The sequence below is a fragment of the Streptomyces sp. NPDC002573 genome, from assembly GCF_042889625.1.
Lineage (GTDB): Bacteria > Actinomycetota > Actinomycetes > Streptomycetales > Streptomycetaceae > Streptomyces > Streptomyces gibsoniae.
Genome location: NZ_JBIARC010000002.1, coordinates 162841 through 180210, shown reverse-complemented (window position 1 = coordinate 180210; position 17370 = coordinate 162841). Strand labels below are relative to the sequence as shown.

The 17370-nt window shown below is 73.0% G+C and carries 19 protein-coding genes; 14 read left to right on the top strand and 5 right to left on the bottom strand.

Annotated features, from left to right (window positions below; translation table 11 throughout):
- Positions 1-3: 3 nt before the first annotated feature.
- The 3 genes from hisF (at position 4) to ACFYX0_RS02940 (ending at position 2735) form a co-directional block, all read left to right on the top strand.
- Complete coding sequence (hisF, locus tag ACFYX0_RS02950) at positions 4-759, top strand: imidazole glycerol phosphate synthase subunit HisF (protein WP_355903846.1); 756 nt, start codon at positions 4-6, stop codon at positions 757-759.
- Positions 760-881: 122 nt separating this feature from the next.
- Positions 882-1472 carry an ArsR/SmtB family transcription factor gene (locus ACFYX0_RS02945; protein ID WP_388965637.1) on the top strand — a complete coding sequence of 197 codons (591 nt, stop codon included), beginning with the start codon at positions 882-884 and terminating at the stop codon, positions 1470-1472.
- 12 nt (positions 1473-1484) lie between these two features.
- Positions 1485-2735, top strand: coding sequence for an MFS transporter (locus ACFYX0_RS02940; RefSeq protein WP_388965634.1), 1251 nt, complete (start codon positions 1485-1487; stop codon positions 2733-2735).
- A gap of 9 nt (positions 2736-2744) precedes the next feature.
- Here ACFYX0_RS02940 and ACFYX0_RS02935 read toward each other — a convergent pair whose 3' ends face one another.
- A complete protein-coding gene (locus tag ACFYX0_RS02935; protein ID WP_355903837.1) occupies positions 2745-3380 on the bottom strand; it encodes a TIGR03085 family metal-binding protein in 636 nt (211 codons plus the stop codon).
- 82 nt (positions 3381-3462) lie between these two features.
- Between ACFYX0_RS02935 and hisI the strand changes: the two genes are divergently transcribed.
- From hisI to lgt, 11 genes are all read left to right on the top strand, one after another.
- Positions 3463-3867 carry a phosphoribosyl-AMP cyclohydrolase gene (gene hisI / locus ACFYX0_RS02930; protein WP_355903834.1) on the top strand — a complete coding sequence of 135 codons (405 nt, stop codon included), beginning with the start codon at positions 3463-3465 and terminating at the stop codon, positions 3865-3867.
- Between the two features lie 11 nt (positions 3868-3878).
- Entirely contained in the window at positions 3879-5366 is a 1488-nt protein-coding gene (locus tag ACFYX0_RS02925) for an anthranilate synthase component I (RefSeq protein WP_388965631.1), read from the top strand.
- 121 nt (positions 5367-5487) lie between these two features.
- Positions 5488-6126: a TIGR02234 family membrane protein gene (locus tag ACFYX0_RS02920; RefSeq protein ID WP_355903828.1), complete on the top strand. Its 639-nt coding sequence runs from the start codon at positions 5488-5490 to the stop codon at positions 6124-6126.
- Positions 6127-6290: 164 nt separating this feature from the next.
- Positions 6291-6533 (top strand): HGxxPAAW family protein, encoded by a 243-nt coding sequence (locus ACFYX0_RS02915; protein WP_388965628.1) that lies wholly within the window; start codon positions 6291-6293, stop codon positions 6531-6533.
- Between the two features lie 153 nt (positions 6534-6686).
- Positions 6687-7145, top strand: coding sequence for a DUF2752 domain-containing protein (locus ACFYX0_RS02910; RefSeq protein ID WP_388965625.1), 459 nt, complete (start codon positions 6687-6689; stop codon positions 7143-7145).
- Positions 7146-7315: 170 nt separating this feature from the next.
- The gene (trpC, locus tag ACFYX0_RS02905) at positions 7316-8125 is read left to right on the top strand and encodes an indole-3-glycerol phosphate synthase TrpC (protein ID WP_388965622.1); all 810 of its coding nucleotides are present in this window, start codon (positions 7316-7318) and stop codon (positions 8123-8125) included.
- A gap of 79 nt (positions 8126-8204) precedes the next feature.
- On the top strand, positions 8205-8393 hold the full coding sequence (trpM, locus tag ACFYX0_RS02900; RefSeq protein ID WP_388965619.1) for a tryptophan biosynthesis modulator TrpM: 189 nt from the start codon (positions 8205-8207) through the stop codon (positions 8391-8393).
- 159 nt (positions 8394-8552) lie between these two features.
- Positions 8553-9839 carry a tryptophan synthase subunit beta gene (gene trpB / locus ACFYX0_RS02895; RefSeq protein ID WP_388965616.1) on the top strand — a complete coding sequence of 429 codons (1287 nt, stop codon included), beginning with the start codon at positions 8553-8555 and terminating at the stop codon, positions 9837-9839.
- Positions 9836-10651: a tryptophan synthase subunit alpha gene (gene trpA, locus ACFYX0_RS02890; RefSeq protein WP_388965614.1), complete on the top strand. Its 816-nt coding sequence runs from the start codon at positions 9836-9838 to the stop codon at positions 10649-10651. Before trpB ends, trpA begins: the two co-directional genes overlap by 4 nt.
- A 135-nt stretch (positions 10652-10786) precedes the next feature.
- Complete coding sequence (locus tag ACFYX0_RS02885) at positions 10787-11563, top strand: DsbA family protein (RefSeq protein WP_388965611.1); 777 nt, start codon at positions 10787-10789, stop codon at positions 11561-11563.
- A gap of 117 nt (positions 11564-11680) precedes the next feature.
- A complete protein-coding gene (gene lgt, locus ACFYX0_RS02880; RefSeq protein ID WP_388965608.1) occupies positions 11681-12748 on the top strand; it encodes a prolipoprotein diacylglyceryl transferase in 1068 nt (355 codons plus the stop codon).
- Positions 12749-12819: 71 nt separating this feature from the next.
- Here lgt and ACFYX0_RS02875 read toward each other — a convergent pair whose 3' ends face one another.
- Genes ACFYX0_RS02875 through ACFYX0_RS02860 form a run of 4 tightly spaced genes read right to left on the bottom strand, consistent with a single transcriptional unit; the run spans position 12820 to position 17364 of the window.
- Positions 12820-13665, bottom strand: coding sequence for an HpcH/HpaI aldolase/citrate lyase family protein (locus tag ACFYX0_RS02875; protein WP_388965606.1), 846 nt, complete (start codon positions 13663-13665; stop codon positions 12820-12822).
- On the bottom strand, positions 13662-14849 hold the full coding sequence (locus tag ACFYX0_RS02870) for a CoA transferase (RefSeq protein WP_355903802.1): 1188 nt from the start codon (positions 14847-14849) through the stop codon (positions 13662-13664). The genes ACFYX0_RS02875 and ACFYX0_RS02870 overlap by 4 nt, the downstream gene beginning before the upstream one ends.
- The gene (locus ACFYX0_RS02865; RefSeq protein WP_355903800.1) at positions 14846-16207 is read right to left on the bottom strand and encodes an ADP-ribosylglycohydrolase family protein; all 1362 of its coding nucleotides are present in this window, start codon (positions 16205-16207) and stop codon (positions 14846-14848) included. Before ACFYX0_RS02865 ends, ACFYX0_RS02870 begins: the two co-directional genes overlap by 4 nt.
- Positions 16195-17364: an ADP-ribosylglycohydrolase family protein gene (locus ACFYX0_RS02860; protein WP_388965603.1), complete on the bottom strand. Its 1170-nt coding sequence runs from the start codon at positions 17362-17364 to the stop codon at positions 16195-16197. Before ACFYX0_RS02860 ends, ACFYX0_RS02865 begins: the two co-directional genes overlap by 13 nt.
- Positions 17365-17370: the final 6 nt, after the last annotated feature.

Here is a 17370-nt window from a genome sequence, read left to right as displayed (position 1 = left end):
TTCATGACCCTGGCGGTCCGAGTCATCCCCTGCCTGGACGTGGACAACGGCCGGGTCGTCAAGGGTGTCAACTTCCAGAACCTGCGCGACGCGGGCGACCCCGTCGAGATGGCCAAGGTGTACGACGCCGAGGGCGCCGACGAGTTGACGTTCCTGGACATCACCGCGTCGTCCGGCAACCGTGAGACGACGTACGACGTGGTGCGCCGCACCGCCGAGCAGGTCTTCATCCCGCTGACGGTCGGCGGCGGGGTCCGCACGGCCGAGGACGTGGACAAGCTGCTGCGGGCGGGCGCCGACAAGGTGGGCGTGAACACGGCCGCGATCGCCCGCCCGGACCTGATCCGGGAGATCGCCGAGCGCTTCGGACGGCAGGTGCTGGTGCTGTCGGTCGACGCGCGCCGCACCGAGACCGGCGCGTTCGAGGTGACCACCCACGGCGGCCGTCAGGGCACCGGCATCGACGCGATCGAGTGGGCGCACCGGGCCGCCGAGCTGGGCGCGGGCGAGATCCTGCTCAACTCGATGGACGCGGACGGCACCAAGGACGGCTACGACCTGGAGATGATCGCGGCCGTGCGCAGGCATGTGACGGTGCCCGTGATCGCGTCGGGCGGCGCCGGCCGGGCGGCCCACTTCCCGCCGGCCGTCGCGGCGGGCGCGGACGCGGTGCTCGCGGCCTCCGTCTTCCACTTCGGGGACCTGCGCATCGGCGAGGTGAAGGCGACGCTGCGGGAGGCGGGACACCCGGTCCGCTGACGCCGCCCCCGGCCTGAACCCCGCTCGCCTCGCGGCGGCCGGGGCTCCTTTCCGGGCGGATGCGAAAGGAAAGTTGCGCAAAATCCGTTGTGCAATTTTTCTTTCGTATCTACGGTGAGGGCATGACCGACAAGGAGCGGGACCGCCGCATCAGTGATCTGGGCACGCTCAAGGCGCTCGCCCACCCGCTGCGGATCAAGGTGTACCGGGGGCTGACCGTCGCGCGGGCCGCTACCGCCTCACAGCTGGCCGAACAGGTCGACGAGGCCGTCTCCCTGGTCAGCTACCACCTGCGCAAACTCGCCGAGTACGGACTGATCGAAGAGGCCGAACCCCGCAGCACGGACAGCCGGGAGCGCTGGTGGCAGCCGGCGTCCGACGGCGTGCGCATCCGGGACGAGGACTTCCGGGACGCCCCGGAGAAGGCGGCCGCGCACACGGCGGCCAGCCGGCTCTTCCTGGAGCAGCGGAACGAGATGTACCGGCGCTATCTGGACGAGCGGGCGCACTGGAGCCCCGAGTGGAGCTCCGCCGCCGAGTCCGCCGAGTCGATCCTGCGGCTCACCCCGGACGAACTGGCCGCGCTGGGCGAGGACATGCTCGCCCTGGTCCGCAGGTACGAGGAACGCGCCCGGGCCGCCGAGGCGGCGGGCGGCACCGAGGGCCGCGAGAACGTCGCCGTGCACTGGTACACCTTCCCCTTCCGCGCCTGAGAGGACCTCCGCGTGACCTCCACCGCCCTGGGGCCGGCCCCCGTCGCCGAACGCCCCGCCCACCGCGACGGCAACGTCCTGCGCTGGCTCGCCGCCTACACCTCGTCGATGGTCGGCGACAACGTCTACTACCTCGCGCTCTCCTGGGCGGCGGTGCAGGCCGGATCGCCCGCGCAGGCCGGAACGGTGACGGCGGCGAGCGCCCTGCCCAGGGCCCTGCTGATGCTGGGCGGGGGAGTGGTGGCCGACCGGCTCGGGCCGCGGAAGGTCGTCCTCGGCAGCGACGCCGTGCGGTGCGTCGCCGTCCTGGGGGTGGCGGGACTGCTGTGCGCGACCCGGCCGGGGCTGTGGCCGCTGTTCCTGGTGTCCCTGGTCTTCGGCACCGTGGACGCCGTGTTCATGCCCGCCGTGGGGGCCCTGCCGGCCCGGGTGACGAGCCGGGACCAGCTCGCCCGGGTGCAGGGCATGCGGGCCCTCGCGATCCGGTTCGCGAGCGTCGTGGGCGCGCCGCTCGGCGGCCTCGGGGTGGCGCTCGGCGGCGCGGCGGCCGCGTTCGGGCTCGCCGGGCTGCTGATCGCCGTGTCGGTGCCGATGCTGGTCTTCGTACGGATACGGGAGCTGCCGCCGGACGACGCCCCCCGCACGCCCCCCACGACCGCCTGGCGCGACCTGCTGGCGGGCCTGCGCCACATCCGCCGCCACCGCGTCCTCGCCCCGCTGGTGCTCACCATCGCCCTCGGCGACCTCGGCTTCGTCGGCCCGCTCAACCTGGGCCTGACCCTGCTGGCCGACGAGCGCGGCTGGGGTGCCGCGGGGATCGGCTGGGTGCTGGCCGGCTTCGGGACCGGGGCGGGGGCCGTCTCGCTGCTGCTCACGGTGCGCGGACGGCTGCCGCACGCCGGGCGGGTGCTCGCGTACGCGATCATCGCAGGCTCCGTCGCGATCGGGGCCCTCGCCTACGTCCCCGGCGTCGCCGCCGCCGCCGGTGTGGCCCTTCTCATCGGCCTGCTCACCGGCCTGAGCGGCGTGATGTGCGGCGCCTTGCTGCAGACCCAGTCCGACCCTGCCTACCTGGGGCGCGTCACCGCCGTCTCCAGCCTGGTCAGCCTCGGCTTCGCGCCGCTCAGCATGCCGCTGTCCGCCGCCGCGATCGGCCTCTGGGGCACCGGCCCGGTGTTCGTCGTGAGCGCGGCGGTCTGCGGGCTCAGCGGGATCGTCGCCCTCGGCGCGCGCGATCTGCGCCGCGCCGAGCTCCCCCGCTGAGCGCCCGGCTCAGATACCGAGCTCCTTGGCGTCCTGCACCTTGGCGACCGCCTCCTTGTCGCCCGTCAGCTCCACGTCCGCCGCCCGCTGCCGCCCGAACGCGAACATCAGCAGCTCCGAGGGCTCGCCGGTCACCGTCACGACCGGCGTGCCCCGGTGCGCGACCGCCGTCTGTCCGTCCGGACGGCGCAGCACCAGCCCCGTCGGCGCCTTGCGGCCGGTCAGCCGCGCCGTGCGCTCCAGACGGGCCCACAGAGCGTCCTGGAAGACGGGGTCGAGCTCGCGCGGGGTCCAGTCGGGCTGGGCACGGCGGACGTCCTCCGTGTGGACGTAGAACTCGACCGTGTTCGCCGCCTCGTCGAGCTGCTTGAGCTGGAAGGGCGAGAACCGCGGCGGCCCGGTGCGGATCAGCTGGATCAGCTCCTCGTAGGGCTTCGCGGCGTACTCCTCCATCACCTTCTCCAGCCGTGGCGCGAGCTGTTTGACCAGCACGCCGCCGGCCGCGTCGGGGCGGCGCTCGCGGACCACGACGTGCGCGGCCAGGTCCCGGGTGTTCCAGCCCTCGCACAGCGTGGGCGCGTCCGGACCCGTGGCCTCCAACAGATCGGCGAGAAGAAGGCGTTCACGCTTCGCATGGGTCGACATGCAGTCAGCGTACGGCCGGGAGCACCGTCCGCCCAGCGGACCGTGACCGGTGATGACGTTGGGGCGCGGCACAATGGTCGTCATGACCAGTACGCCTGACCCCGCCAGGCCCAGCGGCCTGGACCCCGAGATCGCCGCGCGCCTCAAGCGCAGCGCCGACGGGCTGCTCCCCGCGATCGCCCAGCAGTACGACACCGGCGAGGTGCTGATGCTCGGCTGGATGGACGACGAGGCGCTGCACCGCACGCTGACCACCGGCCGCTGCACCTACTGGTCCCGCAGCCGCCAGGAGTACTGGGTCAAGGGCGACACCTCCGGCCATGTCCAGCACGTCAAGTCGGTCGCGCTGGACTGCGACGCGGACACCCTGCTCGTCAGGGTCGACCAGGTGGGCGCCGCCTGCCACACCGGGGACCGCACGTGCTTCGATGCCGATGTGCTGCTCGGGGACGCCGTGACCGGCGCCGCGTCGGCCGTGGATCAGTAGGGTCGGCCGCCATGGACCTCGAGACGTTCCGCAAGCTGGCCACCGACCGCCGCGTCATCCCGGTCACCCGCAAGCTCCTCGCCGACGGCGACACCCCCGTCGCGCTGTACCGCAAACTCGCCGGGGAGCGCCCAGGCACCTTCCTGCTGGAGTCGGCGGAGAACGGCCGGGCCGCGTACAAGTGGTCCCGCTACTCCTTCGTCGGCGTCCGCAGCGCCGCCACCCTGACCGAGCGGGACGGTGAGGTCCACTGGCTCGGCACCCCGCCGGTCGGCGTCCCGGTCGACGGCGACCCGCTGACCGCCCTCCGGGCCACCATCGAGGCCCTGCACACGCCCCACCAGGAGGGTCTGCCGCCGTTCACCGGCGGCATGGTCGGCTATCTGGGCTACGACATCGTCCGCCGGCTGGAGAAGATCGGCCCCGGCGAGCGGGACGAGCTGCGGCTGCCCGAGCTGACCATGCTCCTCACCAGCGACCTCGCGGTGATGGACCACTGGGAGGGCTCCGTTCTGCTGATCGCCAACGCGATCAACCACAACGACCTCGACACCGGTGTCGACGAGGCCTACGCGGACGCCGTGGCCCGCCTCGACGCGATGGAGGCGGATCTCTCCCGCGCGGTCCCGCAGCCGGCCGCCGCCCTCCCGCCCTCCGAGTTGCCCGAGTTCACCGCCCGATGGGGCGGCGCGGACTTCCGGGCGGCCGTCGACGACATCAAGGAGCGCATCCGGGCGGGCGAGGCCTTCCAGGTCGTCCCCTCGCAGCGCTTCGAAACGCCGTGCACGGCTGGCGCGTTGGACGTCTACCGGGTGCTGCGGGCCACCAACCCGTCCCCGTACATGTACCTGTTCCGCTTCGACGGCTTCGACGTCGTCGGGTCCAGCCCGGAAGCGCTGGTGAAGGTGGAGGACGGCCGGGCCATGGTGCACCCCATCGCGGGCACCCGGCACCGCGGCGCCACCCCGCAGGAGGACCAGGCGCTCGCCGAGGAACTGCTGGCCGACCCCAAGGAGCGGGCCGAGCACCTGATGCTCGTCGACCTGGGCCGCAACGACCTGGGGCGGGTCTGCGAGCCCGGCTCGGTCGAGGTCGTCGACTTCATGTCCGTCGAGCGGTACTCGCACGTGATGCACATCGTCTCGACCGTGACGGGCCGGGTCGCGCAGGGGCGCACGGCCTTCGACGTCCTGACCGCCTGCTTCCCGGCGGGCACGCTGTCCGGCGCGCCCAAGCCGCGCGCCATGCAGATCATCGACGAACTGGAACCGTCGCGGCGGGGGTTGTACGGCGGCTGCGTCGGCTACCTGGACTTCGCGGGCGACTCCGACACGGCCATCGCCATCCGTACGGCGCTGCTGCGGGACGGAACGGCGTACGTCCAGGCGGGCGCGGGCATCGTGGCCGACTCCGACCCGGTCGCCGAGGACGACGAGTGCCGCAACAAGGCGGCGGCGGTACTGCGGGCGGTCCATACGGCCAACCGGCTGGGGCGGTGAGCGGGCCCGGGCGGATCAGGGCCGGTCAGCGGGCTCCGAGCGGGGTCGCGGGCCGGTTCCGGGCATGTCGATCATCCGATAAAGAGGCCCGGGTGACGGTTCGCCCGGGGTTCAGGCGATAGTGGAGTACGTGACTGCCGTACCTCACCCCCGAACCGAGGCCGCCGCACCCGTCCGGTCCGGCCGCCGCAGCCTCGCCCTCGCCCTGCTGTGCGGGGCCCTCGGCGCGGCGGTGGCGCTGCTCGCCTCCAGACAGGGCTGGTCGGCGGGGACCGTGACGGTGGCCGGCGGAGACTTCCCGCTGACCGCAAAGGGCAGCGACGTCACGGGCGTGCCCGCCGCGCTCGCCATAGTGGGCCTCGCCGCGCTCGTCGCCGTTTTCGCCGTCCGCAGGGCCGGGCGCTTCCTCGTCGCCGGGCTGCTCGCGCTCTCCGGCGCCGGCGTCGTCGCGGCGGCGCTCCTCGGCGCCACGGACAGCTCCGCGCTCGACGAGAAGGCGGCCCAGGCGGCCGGCGACACCTCCGCGACCGCCTTCGCGCTCACCCACACAGCCTGGCCGTACGTGGCCGCGGCCGGCGGCGCGCTGCTGCTCCTCGCCGGACTGCTCGCCCTGCGCTACGGCCGGCTGTGGCCCGCGATGTCCGGCCGCTACGAGCGCGACGGCACACCCCGGCCCCGCAAGGCGAAGCCCCTGGACCCCGACCGCCCCGAGGACCTCTGGAAGGCACTCGACCGGGGCGAGGACCCCACGGGCGCCTGACCCGCGCCACCACCCCGCGGCGCGCCTGCCGAAGGGGGCGTGTCGCAGGCGAGCCCGGCTCCTCCGGGAGCGACCCCGAGCTCACCTCATCCACGCGCGTGCGGGACAATGAGGCCCGAGCGTGCGGCTCACACAACTCACGTACAGCCAGCAAGGAGCATGTCATGGCGGGCAACAATCACGGTCACACCCCGGCCGCCTGGGCCGGTGTCCTCATCGCCTTCGTCGGTTTCCTGGTAGCGGGCGCCTTCACCGTGATGGCCCAGCCGGCCGGCTTCTGGGCGGGCATGGCGATCATCGCCCTCGGTGGCGTCGTGGGCGGCGTCATGCGCCAGATGGGCCTCGGCCAGCCGAGGACCCCGGCGCACTCGGCGCACGAGCCCGCGAGCGCGAGCACGAGCCGCTGAACCCGCCACGACCTCGCACGTGGTAGGTCCGGCAGGTCGAGCATCTGCCACGGCTCGTACGCTCTCGTACGTTCCCCTCTGTGAGGCGGCCCCGGCCGGTCCGGCGGCCGCCTCATGCGTCTCCTGCCGCGCGGGGGCGGCGGGGCAGGCAGAATGCCTCCCGTGAACGCCGACAACCTCAGCGTGGTGCCGCCCCGCACACGAACCGGAGCCGCCGTCGTGCTGCGGCGGATCGCCACACCGGCCGGAGTGCTCGCGGGCGTCGTCGGCGCCTTCGCGTACGTCGGGGCCGTGGACCCCAACCAGCCCGGCCACTACCCGGTCTGCCCGCTGCTGCACTACACGGGCCTGTTCTGCCCCGGCTGCGGAGGACTGCGCAGCGCGCACGCCTTCGTGCACGGTGACTTCCAGACCGCGCTCCACGACAACGCGCTCGCCGTCGGGGGCTATCTGGTGTTCGCCGTGGTGTGGGTCCTGTGGGCCGTTCACGCCGCCCGGGGACGGCGTGTGCGCTTCGACCCCGGCCCGGTACCGCTGTGGGGCGTGGGCGCCCTGCTGCTGGTCTTCACCGTTGTCCGCAATCTTCCCTTCGGTGGCTGGCTGCACCCTTGACCGATGGGTGAATGCCCAGGTAGTGGGACGGCCGTCAACCGGATGCGAGATCTACCCCGTCCTCCGGATACCATCGCAGTGACCAGTGGTTCCGCCTTCGGGGCGGTCCCGGTGGACCGAGCCCCGAGGCGCTACCAGCTTCTTCAACCGTCAGGAAGGGGGCCGCTCGCGTGAGTGTGCTCGACGAGATCATCGACGGAGTCCGTGCCGACCTCGCGGAGCGGCAGGCGCGCGTCAGCCTCGACGAGCTCAAGGAGCGCGCGGCGAAGGCACGCCCCGCCAAGGACGGCGTCGCGGCCCTGCGGGGCGAAGGCGTCAAGGTGATCTGCGAGGTGAAGCGGTCCAGCCCGTCCAAGGGCGCGCTCGCCGCGATCGCCGACCCGGCCGCCCTTGCGGCGGACTACGAGGCGGGCGGCGCGGCCGTCATCTCCGTGCTCACCGAACAGCGCCGCTTCGGCGGCTCGCTGGCCGACCTGGAGGCCGTCCGCGCCCGGGTCGACATCCCGGTGCTGCGCAAGGACTTCATCGTCACCTCGTACCAGCTGTGGGAGGCCAGGGCCTACGGCGCCGACCTCGCGCTGCTGATCGTCGCCGCCCTCGAGCAGCCCGCCCTCGAGTCCCTCATCGAGCGCGCCGAGTCCATCGGGCTCACCCCGCTCGTGGAGGTGCACGACGAGGACGAGGTCGAGCGGGCGGTGGACGCCGGCGCCAAGGTGATCGGCATCAACGCGCGCAACCTGAAGACCCTTGAGGTCGACCGCACGACGTTCGAGCGGGTCGCCCCGGAGATCCCCGAGGGGATCGTGAAGGTCGCCGAGTCCGGCGTCCGGGGACCGCACGATCTGATCGCGTACGCCAACGAGGGCGCCGACGCGGTGCTCGTGGGCGAGTCCCTGGTGACCGGGCGCGACCCGAAGGCCGCGGTCGCCGATCTGGTGGCGGCGGGCGCCCACCCGGCGCTGCGGCACGGACGGGACTGACATGACGCCGGGACCGGCCCCGTGCCCCGCGCCCCGCGCGGGTCATCCGGACGGCCCCGGCCCGGTAGAGTTGGCATCGATGATGCTTTCGATCACCATGGCGACCAGGGATCCGTATGCCCGGCTCGCCCGTGGGTGCCGGCCGCGTGGCTGCCGGGCGCCCGCGCGGCGGGTGCACGGGCGACGGGTGCGGTACGTCATCGGTGACGAGCCGGGGCAAGTGAACGGAATGCGATGGCGTCGCCCGCGTGCGCGCCACCTGCGGTGAGCCGAAGCGGGTTCGCTCCTCGGCCGGGTGCCTTCACGGCCACTGGGCCCTGAGCGGGTTTCCCGCCGGACGGCACCGCCGGGGCGGCGTGCGCACGCGACCTCAGGTGATTCCCGTTCCGACCTACCCGGGGCGCTCCGCCCCTGTGAGGTATTCCGTATGCCCAGCGAATTCTTCGTTCCCGACCCTCAGGGTCAGGTTCCCGACGCCGAGGGGTACTTCGGCGCGTTCGGCGGCAAGTTCATCCCGGAGGCCCTCGTCGCCGCCGTGGACGAGGTCGCCGTCGAGTACGACAAGGCCAAGGCCGACCCCGAGTTCGCCCGCGAGCTCGAAGACCTGCTCGTGAACTACACCGGCCGGCCCAGTGCCCTCACCGAGGTGCCGCGCTTCGCCCGGCACGCCGGTGGCGCCCGGGTGTTCCTCAAGCGCGAGGACCTCAACCACACCGGATCCCACAAGATCAACAACGTCCTCGGGCAGGCACTCCTGACCAGGAGGATGGGCAAGACGCGGGTCATCGCGGAGACCGGAGCCGGCCAGCACGGTGTCGCCACCGCCACGGCCTGCGCCCTCTTCGGGCTCGACTGCACCATCTACATGGGCGAGATCGACACCCGGCGGCAGGCCCTCAACGTCGCCCGGATGCGGATGCTCGGCGCCGAGGTCATCGCCGTGCAGTCCGGCTCCCGCACCCTCAAGGACGCCATCAACGAGGCGTTCCGCGACTGGGTCGCCAACGTCGACCACACCCACTACCTGTTCGGCACCGTGGCCGGCCCCCACCCCTTCCCCGCCATGGTGCGCGACTTCCACCGAGTGATCGGCGTCGAGGCACGACGGCAGATCCTGGAGCGCGCCGGGCGCCTGCCCGACGCCGCCGTCGCCTGTGTCGGCGGCGGTTCCAACGCCATCGGGCTCTTCCACGCCTTCATCCCCGACACCTCCGTGCGCCTCATCGGCTGCGAGCCCGCCGGCCACGGTGTCGAGACCGGCGAGCACGCCGCCACCCTCACCGCGGGCGAACCCGGCATCCTGCACGGCTCCCGGTCCTACGTCCTCCAGGACGACGAGGGCCAGATCACCGAGCCGTACTCGATCTCCGCGGGCCTCGACTACCCCGGCATCGGCCCCGAGCACGCCTACCTCAAGGACAGCGGCCGCGGTGAGTACCGGGCCGTCACCGACGACGCGGCGATGCAGGCCCTGCGCCTGCTGTCCCGCACCGAGGGCATCATCCCGGCCATCGAGAGCGCCCACGCCCTCGCCGGCGCCCTGGAGATCGGCCGGGAACTGGGCGAGGACGGGCTGATCGTCGTCAACCTGTCCGGGCGCGGCGACAAGGACATGGACACAGCAGCCCGGTACTTCGGCCTGTACGACACCGACGCGTCCGTCGCCGCGGACGCCGACAGCGACACCGCCGAGATCGAGGGGGACGTCAAGTGAGCGGGAACATCCGACTGCTGTCCGACACCCTCGCGGCCGCGAAGGCCGAGGGGCGGTCCGCGCTCATCGCCTATCTGCCGGCCGGTTTCCCGACCGTCGACGGCGGCATCGCCGCGATCAAGGCGGTCCTGGACGGCGGCGCCGACATCGTCGAGGTGGGGCTGCCGCACAGCGACCCGGTCCTCGACGGACCCGTCATCCAGACCGCCGACGACATCGCCCTGCGCGGCGGCGTCAAGATCGCCGACGTGCTGCGCACGGTCCGCGAGGCCTACGAGGCGACCGGGAAGCCGGTGCTCGTGATGACGTACTGGAACCCCATCGACCGCTACGGCGTGGAGCGCTTCACCGCCGAGCTGGCCGAGGCGGGCGGCGCCGGCTGCATCCTGCCGGACCTGCCCGTGCAGGAGTCGGCGCTGTGGCGGGAACACGCCGAGAAGCACGGGCTCGCCACGGTCTTCGTGGTGGCGCCGAGCAGCAGGGACGGGCGGCTCGCCGAGATCACCGCGGCTGGCTCCGGCTTCGTCTACGCGGCCTCCCTCATGGGCGTCACCGGCACCCGTGAGTCGGTCGGCACCCAGGCCCAGGACCTGGTCCGGCGCACCCGGGCGACCACCGACCTGCCCGTCTGCGTCGGCCTCGGCGTCTCCAACGCCGCGCAGGCCGCAGAGGTGGCCGGCTTCGCCGACGGAGTGATCGTCGGCTCCGCGTTCGTGAAGCGGATGCTGGACGCGGAGGACGAGGCGACGGGCCTTGAGGCCGTACGGGCACTGGCGGGCGAGCTGGCCGAGGGCGTGCGCCGCACCGGGTGACACGACACCGCGGGACACCCCGAGGGAAATCACCTGCGAGGGTGAATTCCGGGATTCCCTGATCATTTCTCGCTCGAACGGGTGGACCTGGGACCGGGGAGGCGCGCTGCGCCTCCCCGGTTCGTTCTGCCGGATGTGAGCGAGAAGAACCGTGACGGAAAGCGCACCGCCCGTGAGCGGCTGGCGGCCGAGCGACAGAGGCAGAGGAGCGCGGACAAGCGCCGCCGGGCGCTGATCGTGGGCGCCTCGATCGTGTGCGTCCTGGGCCTGGCGACGGTGGTGGGCCTCCTGGCGGCGAACGCCGGGAAGAGCGGCAAGAGCGGCGCCGCCGGTCCCGCCGTGGCGCCCTCGGGGGCGACGGGCAAGGACAGCCTCGCGATCCCGGTGGGCCAGGACTCCGCCAAGTCCACCCTCACGGTGTGGGAGGACTTCCGCTGCCCGGCCTGCCAGGCCTTCGAGACCGCCTACCGCCCGACGATCCGCGAGCTGACCGACGCCGGAAAGCTCAGAGTCGAGTACCACCTGGCCACGCTCATCGACGGAAACACCGGCGGCAGCGGCTCCCACCGCGCGGCCAACGCCGCCGCGTGCGCCCAGGACGCCGGCAAGTTCCGCGACTTCCACGACGTGCTGTACGAGAACCAGCCGAGCGAGACCGAGGACGGGTTCTCCGACAAGGCGAAACTGATCGAGCTGGCGGGCAAGGTCCCCGGTCTCGACACGGCCGCCTTCCAGACGTGTGTGAACGACGGCACACACGACGGCTGGGTGACGAAGTCGAACGACGCGTTCCAGAGCGGCGGCTTCAACGGCACCCCGACCGTGCTCCTCGACGGCAAGAACATCTACACCGACCGGACGATGACCCCGGCGAAGCTGAAGCAGATGGTGGAAGCGGCGAACAAGTCCTGAGGGCGGACCGCGCCCGGCGCGCCCCCGGCCCGCCACGCCGGGGGTGGCGTACGTTATGGACCCGTAGCCGGGTGAATTGCCGCCCTGCGTGTCCGGCACGGTAGCGTCGTTCCTGCCATGGAACTTGCCTACATCCCCAGCCCCTCGCGCGGAGTGCTGTACCTCGGCCCCATTCCGCTGCGCGGCTACGCGTTCTGCATCATCATCGGTGTCTTCGTAGCCGTGTGGCTCGGCAACAAACGCTGGGTCGCCCGCGGCGGGCGCCCGGGCACCGTGGCCGACATCGCGGTCTGGGCGGTGCCCTTCGGCCTCGTCGGCGGACGGCTCTACCACGTGATCACGGACTACGAGCTGTATTTCAGCGACGGCCGCGACTGGGTGAACGCGTTCAAGGTCTGGGAGGGCGGCCTCGGCATCTGGGGCGCGATCGCGCTCGGGGCGATCGGCGCCTGGATCGGCTGCCGCCGCCGGGGCATCACCCTGCCCGCCTACGCCGACGCCGTCGCCCCCGGTATCGCCTTCGCGCAGGCGATCGGCCGCTGGGGCAACTGGTTCAACCAGGAGCTGTACGGCCGGCCGACGGACCTGCCGTGGGCGCTGCACATCACGTCCTCCGCGGGCGGCCGGGTGCCCGGCTACTACCACCCCACGTTCCTGTACGAGTCGCTGTGGTGCGTCGGGGTCGGATTCCTGGTCATCTGGGCGGACCGCCGCTTCCAGCTGGGACACGGCCGGGCCTTCGCGCTGTACGTGGCCGCGTACTGCGTGGGCCGCGGCTGGATCGAGTACATGCGGGTCGACGACGCGCACCACATCCTGGGCCTGCGGCTGAACGACTGGACCGCCATGCTGGTGTTCCTGGGCGCGGTCGCGTACATCGTGGTCTCGTCGCGGCTGCGGCCGGGCCGGGAGGAGATCGTGGAGCGGGGCGACTCCGACGGCGGAGCCGGGGAGGACGGCGGTTCCGTGGCCCTGGAGAAGAAGCCGGAGCAGTCCGAGGAGAAGCCGGAGTCCGCGGACGTGAAGCGCGGGCAGTCCGACGAGAAGCCGGAACCGGCCGAGGACGAGCCCGAGATCCCGACTTCGGACACGTCCGAGGCGGAGGAGACCTCCGAGGCCCCCGGCACCGCGCGGGACGCGAAGACCCCGGCGACGGACGAGGCCCGGTCGGCGAAGAAGAGCTGAGAGACGCTTTCCCACGTCGGGGGCGCCGTATCACCGGATACGGCGCCCCCGACGTATTGCGGGCACGGTCCTCAGCGCCTGCGGCGGGCCAGGGACAGCGTGGTGTGCGCCTCTCTGACCACCGCCGTGTCGACGAAGCGCCCGTCGGGGAGGGCCAGGGCGCCCGCCTCCCTGGCCGCCGCCTTCAGGACCTCCTCCGCCCATGAGATCTCCTCCGTGGTGGGCGCGTAGGCCCGCTCGATCACCGGGAGCTGGCGGGGGTGGATCGCCGCCCGTCCCAGAAAGCCCAGGGTCCGGCCGTGGGCGCAGGAGGCCGCGAGCCCCTGCAGATCCCTGATGTCCGGGTAGATCGACTGGGCGGGCGGCGGCAGCGCGGCGGCCCGTGCGGCCACCACCACCCGGGCCCGCGACCAGTCCAGACCCGCATCCTCCCGTACGCCGAGATCCGCCCGCAGATCCGCCTCGCCCAGCGCGATGCCCCGCAGCGCCGGATGCGCCGACGCGATGGTGTACGCGCGCTCCACACCCAGGGCCGTCTCCAGCAGGGCGTAGAGGGGGACCGCCCCGCCCGTCGCGCGAGCGGCCCGCCGCGCTACCTGTACGACGTCCGACGGCGACGTCACCTTGGGCAGCCTGAGGCCCGACAGACCGGGCAGGGCCGGCAGCGCCGCGAGATCCGCGTCGGCCCACGGACTGTCCAGCGCGTTCACCCGGACATGGATCGGCACCGGAGGGTGCTCGGACAGCCGCTCCGCCGTCGCCGCCCGCGCGTAGTCCTTGCGGTCCGGGGCGACCGCATCCTCCAGGTCGATCAGCACCACATCGGCCCCCGACCGCAGCGCCTTGCCGACCACCTCCGGGCGGTCCCCGGGGGCGTACAGCAAGGTGAGCGGGGGGAAGCCCGGGCCCGCGCTCACAGGGCGCCCTCCGCCTCGAGCGCGGCGATGTCCCCGTCCGTCAGGCCCAGCTCGCCGAGGATCACCCGGGTGTCCGCACCGTGCGGCCGGCCCGCCCAGCGGATCGCGCCGGGCGTGGCGGACAGCCGGAAGAGCACGTTCTGCATCCGCAGCCGGCCCAGCTCCGGGTCGGGGACGGTGGTGATCGTGTCCAGGGCCGTGTACTGGGGGTCGGTCATCACGTCCCGTACGTCCTGCACCGGCGCGACCGCCGCCTCCGCCTGTTCGAACTCCTTCAGCACCTCCGCCCGGGTGTGGCGGGCGATCCAGCCGCCGACCGCCTCGTCGAGCACATCGGCGTGCCGGGCCCGTTCCTCGCCACTCGCGAACCACGGCTCCTCGATCACCTCCGGACGGCCCACCAGCCGCATCACCCGCTCGGCGACGGACTGCGCGGAGGTGGACACGGCGACCCAGCCGCCGTCCGCGGTGCGATAGGTGTTGCGCGGGGCGTTGTTCTGGGAGCGGTTGCCGGTGCGCCCCTGGACATGGCCCAGCTGGTCGTACCAGATCGGTTGCGGTCCGAGGACCGTGAGGATCGGTTCGATGATCGCCAGATCCACCACCTGTCCCACACCCGTGCGGTCCCGGCCCGCGAGGGCGGTCAGCACCGCGTACGCCGTGGTCAGCGCCGCGATCGAGTCGGCCAGCCCGAACGGCGGCAGCGTCGGGGGCGCCTCCGGCTCTCCGGTGATCGCCGCGAACCCGCTCATCGCCTCCGCGAGCGTGCCGAAGCCGGGGCGGTGCGCGTAGGGCCCGAACTGGCCGAACGCGGTGACCCGGGCGAGGACCAGCCGGGGGTTCGCGGCCGACAACTCGTCCCAGCCCAGGCCCCACTTCTCCAGCGTGCCCGGGCGGAAGTTCTCGATCACCACGTCGGCGGTCGCGGCCAGACGCAGCAGCGTCGCCCGCCCGCCCGGCCGGGACAGGTCCAGGGTCATCGTGCGCTTGTTGCGGCCCAGCAGCTTCCACCACAGGCCCACCCCGTCCTTCGCCGGGCCGTGCCCGCGGGAGGGGTCCGGCCGGACCGGATGCTCGACCTTGATGACCTCGGCACCGAAGTCACCGAGCAGGGTGGCGGCGAGGGGGCCGGCGAAGAGGGTCGCGAGATCGAGGACGCGGAGGCCGGTGAGGGGCGCGGTCATGAGCGGTGGGCTTCCCGGTGGGTGAGATGGGCCAGGGCGTCGAAGCCGATGCCGTTGAAGTCGCCGACGGACGTGGTCAGCCGGTTCTTGAGCGGGGCCGTCCAGCGGTCGGGCAGTGCGCCGGGGTGTCCGGCCAGCAGGCCCGCCATGCTGCCCGCCGCGGCACCGTTGGAGTCGGTGTCCCAGCCCCCGGACACCGCACGGCAGACGGAGCCGGTGAAGTCGCCGTCGGCGTGGGTGAGGGCGGCGGCGATCAGGGCGGTGTTGGGCACGGCGTGGACCCAGTGACAGGCGCGGTGGGTGGCGTGGAGTTCGTCGACGACCGCCTCGAAGTCCCATGTCGTACGTGCGAGCCGGATCGCGTGGCGGACGGCGCGGGCCAGCCGGGAGCCGGGCGGGACCACGGCGAGGCCGGTGCGCAGGCAGTGGTGGACGTCATGGACGCCGGTGGCCGCCTCGGCGAGGGCTGCGGCAGTGAACATGGCCGCGTAGACGCCGTTCGCGGTGTGCGTGAGGGTGGCGTCGCGATGGGCCTGTGCGGCCGCGGCGGCCGGGTCGCCCGGGTTGGTCCAGCCGTGGACGTCCGCGCGGATCAGGGCGCCGATCCACTCGCGGAAGGGATTGCGGTGCCGGGCCGTGCGCGGGGGTTCGATCCCGCAGAGCAGATTGCGGTAGGCGACGCGCTCGGCGGTGAAGGTGCGCCCGGCGGGCAGTTCGTCGAGCCAGAGCCGGGCCACGTCCCCGGTGCTGAAGGCTTTGCCGTGGCGGCCGAGCAACAGCAGGTTGAGCAGCGGGTAGTTGAGGTCGTCGTCCTCGGGCATCCCGTCGATGTTCTCGGCGAGGGAGTTCGCCGCGGACCGGCGGTTCCAGGGGTACTGCTCGGCGAGCTCGTCCGGTACTCCGCGGGCCGTGAACCAGGTGCGCAGGGGCCAGTTGCCGGTGGCGCGGGCGAGCGCGCGGATGCCGTCCAGGGGGAGCTTCTCGACGGGCTTGCCCAGCAGGCAGCCGACGGCCCGGCCCAGCCAGGCGGCCTCCAGCCGCGCCACCGCAGGGGCCCGTGCGCTCCCGGTCCGCTCGGGCCAGTCCGGACACAGCGCCTTGATGCGCTCCAGACAGGTCGGTTCGCGCTCCGCCGACCGGCGGGGCAGATCGGCCAGCTCGTCCAGCAGATCCTTCGCCAGCACCCGCAGATACGGGGACACCGTCGCGGAGGACGCGCCCGCCCGCGCCGGAGCCTCGGGGCCGCCCGCCCGGTACCACCGCGCCGCGACGGCCGAGGTCTCGCGGCCCTCCAGCTCCGCCTGGCGCAGCTCGTGGCCGAGGAGGTCCTCCGGCTGGACCCAGGTCACTCGGAGCACCTCGGACCTCCCATCCCGGCGAACGCCGCCTCATGGGTCCGGCGGCGGTACACGTCCCGGGCGAAGATCTCCCGCGTGACCTCCGTCAGCGTCCGTGCCGGGGCGTGCAGATCCAGACGGCTGGCCTCGGCGACCTCCTTCGCCCAGTAGGACGGCACCTCCGACCCCAGCGCGCCCGTGATCGCCCCCGCCATGGTCGCGATGGAGTCGCAGTCCCGGCCGTAGTTGACCGAGCCGAGCACCGCGTGCCGGAAGTCGCCGCGCGCCACCACCACCATGCCGAGCGCCACCGGGAGTTCCTCGATCGCGTGCAGCCGGGAGGGCCGGCGGGCGCCCAGGGACGGGGCGCGGTAGTCCGGGCCGACCGTGTCGTAGGGGGCCACCGCCTCCCGCAGCGGACGCAGTGCGGACTCGAAGTCCGAGTAGCGGGACGCCGTGTCGCAGACCGTCTCGATGGCGGCCCGCGTACCGTCCTTCGCCAAGGACAGACACGCGCCCACGACCGAGTCGGCGGTCGCGCCCGGCGCGCACGCCGCCGCCACCGCCGCCGCGAACACCCCGGCCGCCTCCCTGCCGTACGACGACTGGTGCGTTCCCGCCACGTCCAGCGCCTCGGCGTACGCGCCCGCCGGATGGGCCGCGTTGACCAGGCCCACCGGCGCCATGTACATCGCCGCACCGCAGTTGACGATGTTGCCGGCGCCCGCCTCGCGCGGATCGACATGGCCGTAGTGAAGCCGGGCCACCAGCCACTTCTCCGCGAGGAAGATCCGCTGGAGGGGGATCGTCTCCGTCTCCAGCTCCGGGATCCAGCGCGGGTTCGTCATCAGGTCCGGGACCAGGTGGTCGGCGATCGCGTACGCGTCGAGGTGGTCGCGGACGGCCGCGTACACCCGTACCAGCGCATGGGTCATCAAGGTGTCGTCGGTGACATGGCCGTCGCCCTTGTGGTACGGCGCCACGGGGCGTGCGGTGCGCCATTCGTCGCCGTGCCAGGGTCCGACGATTCCGTGCACCCGGCCGCCGTGCCGTTCGACGATCTGCGCGGGGGAGTAACCCTCGACGGGTCCGCCGAGGGCGTCGCCGACGGCGGCGCCGACCAGGGCGCCGGTGATGCGTTCGTCGAGAGGGGTCGTCTCGTCAGAAGTGGGCGTCATGTCCCG

Bases quoted from the DNA above. Each gene is read 5' to 3' on its own strand.
- hisF (WP_355903846.1), top strand. From the start codon at position 4: ATGACCCTGGCGGTCCGAGTCATCCCCTGCCTGGACGTGGACAACGGC.
- ACFYX0_RS02945 (WP_388965637.1), top strand. From the start codon at position 882: ATGACCGACAAGGAGCGGGACCGCCGCATCAGTGATCTGGGCACGCTC.
- ACFYX0_RS02935 (WP_355903837.1), bottom strand. From the start codon at position 3,380: ATGTCGACCCATGCGAAGCGTGAACGCCTTCTTCTCGCCGATCTGTTG.
- hisI (WP_355903834.1), top strand. From the start codon at position 3,463: ATGACCAGTACGCCTGACCCCGCCAGGCCCAGCGGCCTGGACCCCGAG.
- ACFYX0_RS02925 (WP_388965631.1), top strand. From the start codon at position 3,879: ATGGACCTCGAGACGTTCCGCAAGCTGGCCACCGACCGCCGCGTCATC.
- ACFYX0_RS02915 (WP_388965628.1), top strand. From the start codon at position 6,291: ATGGCGGGCAACAATCACGGTCACACCCCGGCCGCCTGGGCCGGTGTC.
- ACFYX0_RS02910 (WP_388965625.1), top strand. From the start codon at position 6,687: ATGCCTCCCGTGAACGCCGACAACCTCAGCGTGGTGCCGCCCCGCACA.
- trpM (WP_388965619.1), top strand. From the start codon at position 8,205: ATGATGCTTTCGATCACCATGGCGACCAGGGATCCGTATGCCCGGCTC.
- trpB (WP_388965616.1), top strand. From the start codon at position 8,553: ATGCCCAGCGAATTCTTCGTTCCCGACCCTCAGGGTCAGGTTCCCGAC.
- lgt (WP_388965608.1), top strand. From the start codon at position 11,681: ATGGAACTTGCCTACATCCCCAGCCCCTCGCGCGGAGTGCTGTACCTC.
- ACFYX0_RS02870 (WP_355903802.1), bottom strand. From the start codon at position 14,849: ATGACCGCGCCCCTCACCGGCCTCCGCGTCCTCGATCTCGCGACCCTC.
- ACFYX0_RS02860 (WP_388965603.1), bottom strand. From the start codon at position 17,364: ATGACGCCCACTTCTGACGAGACGACCCCTCTCGACGAACGCATCACC.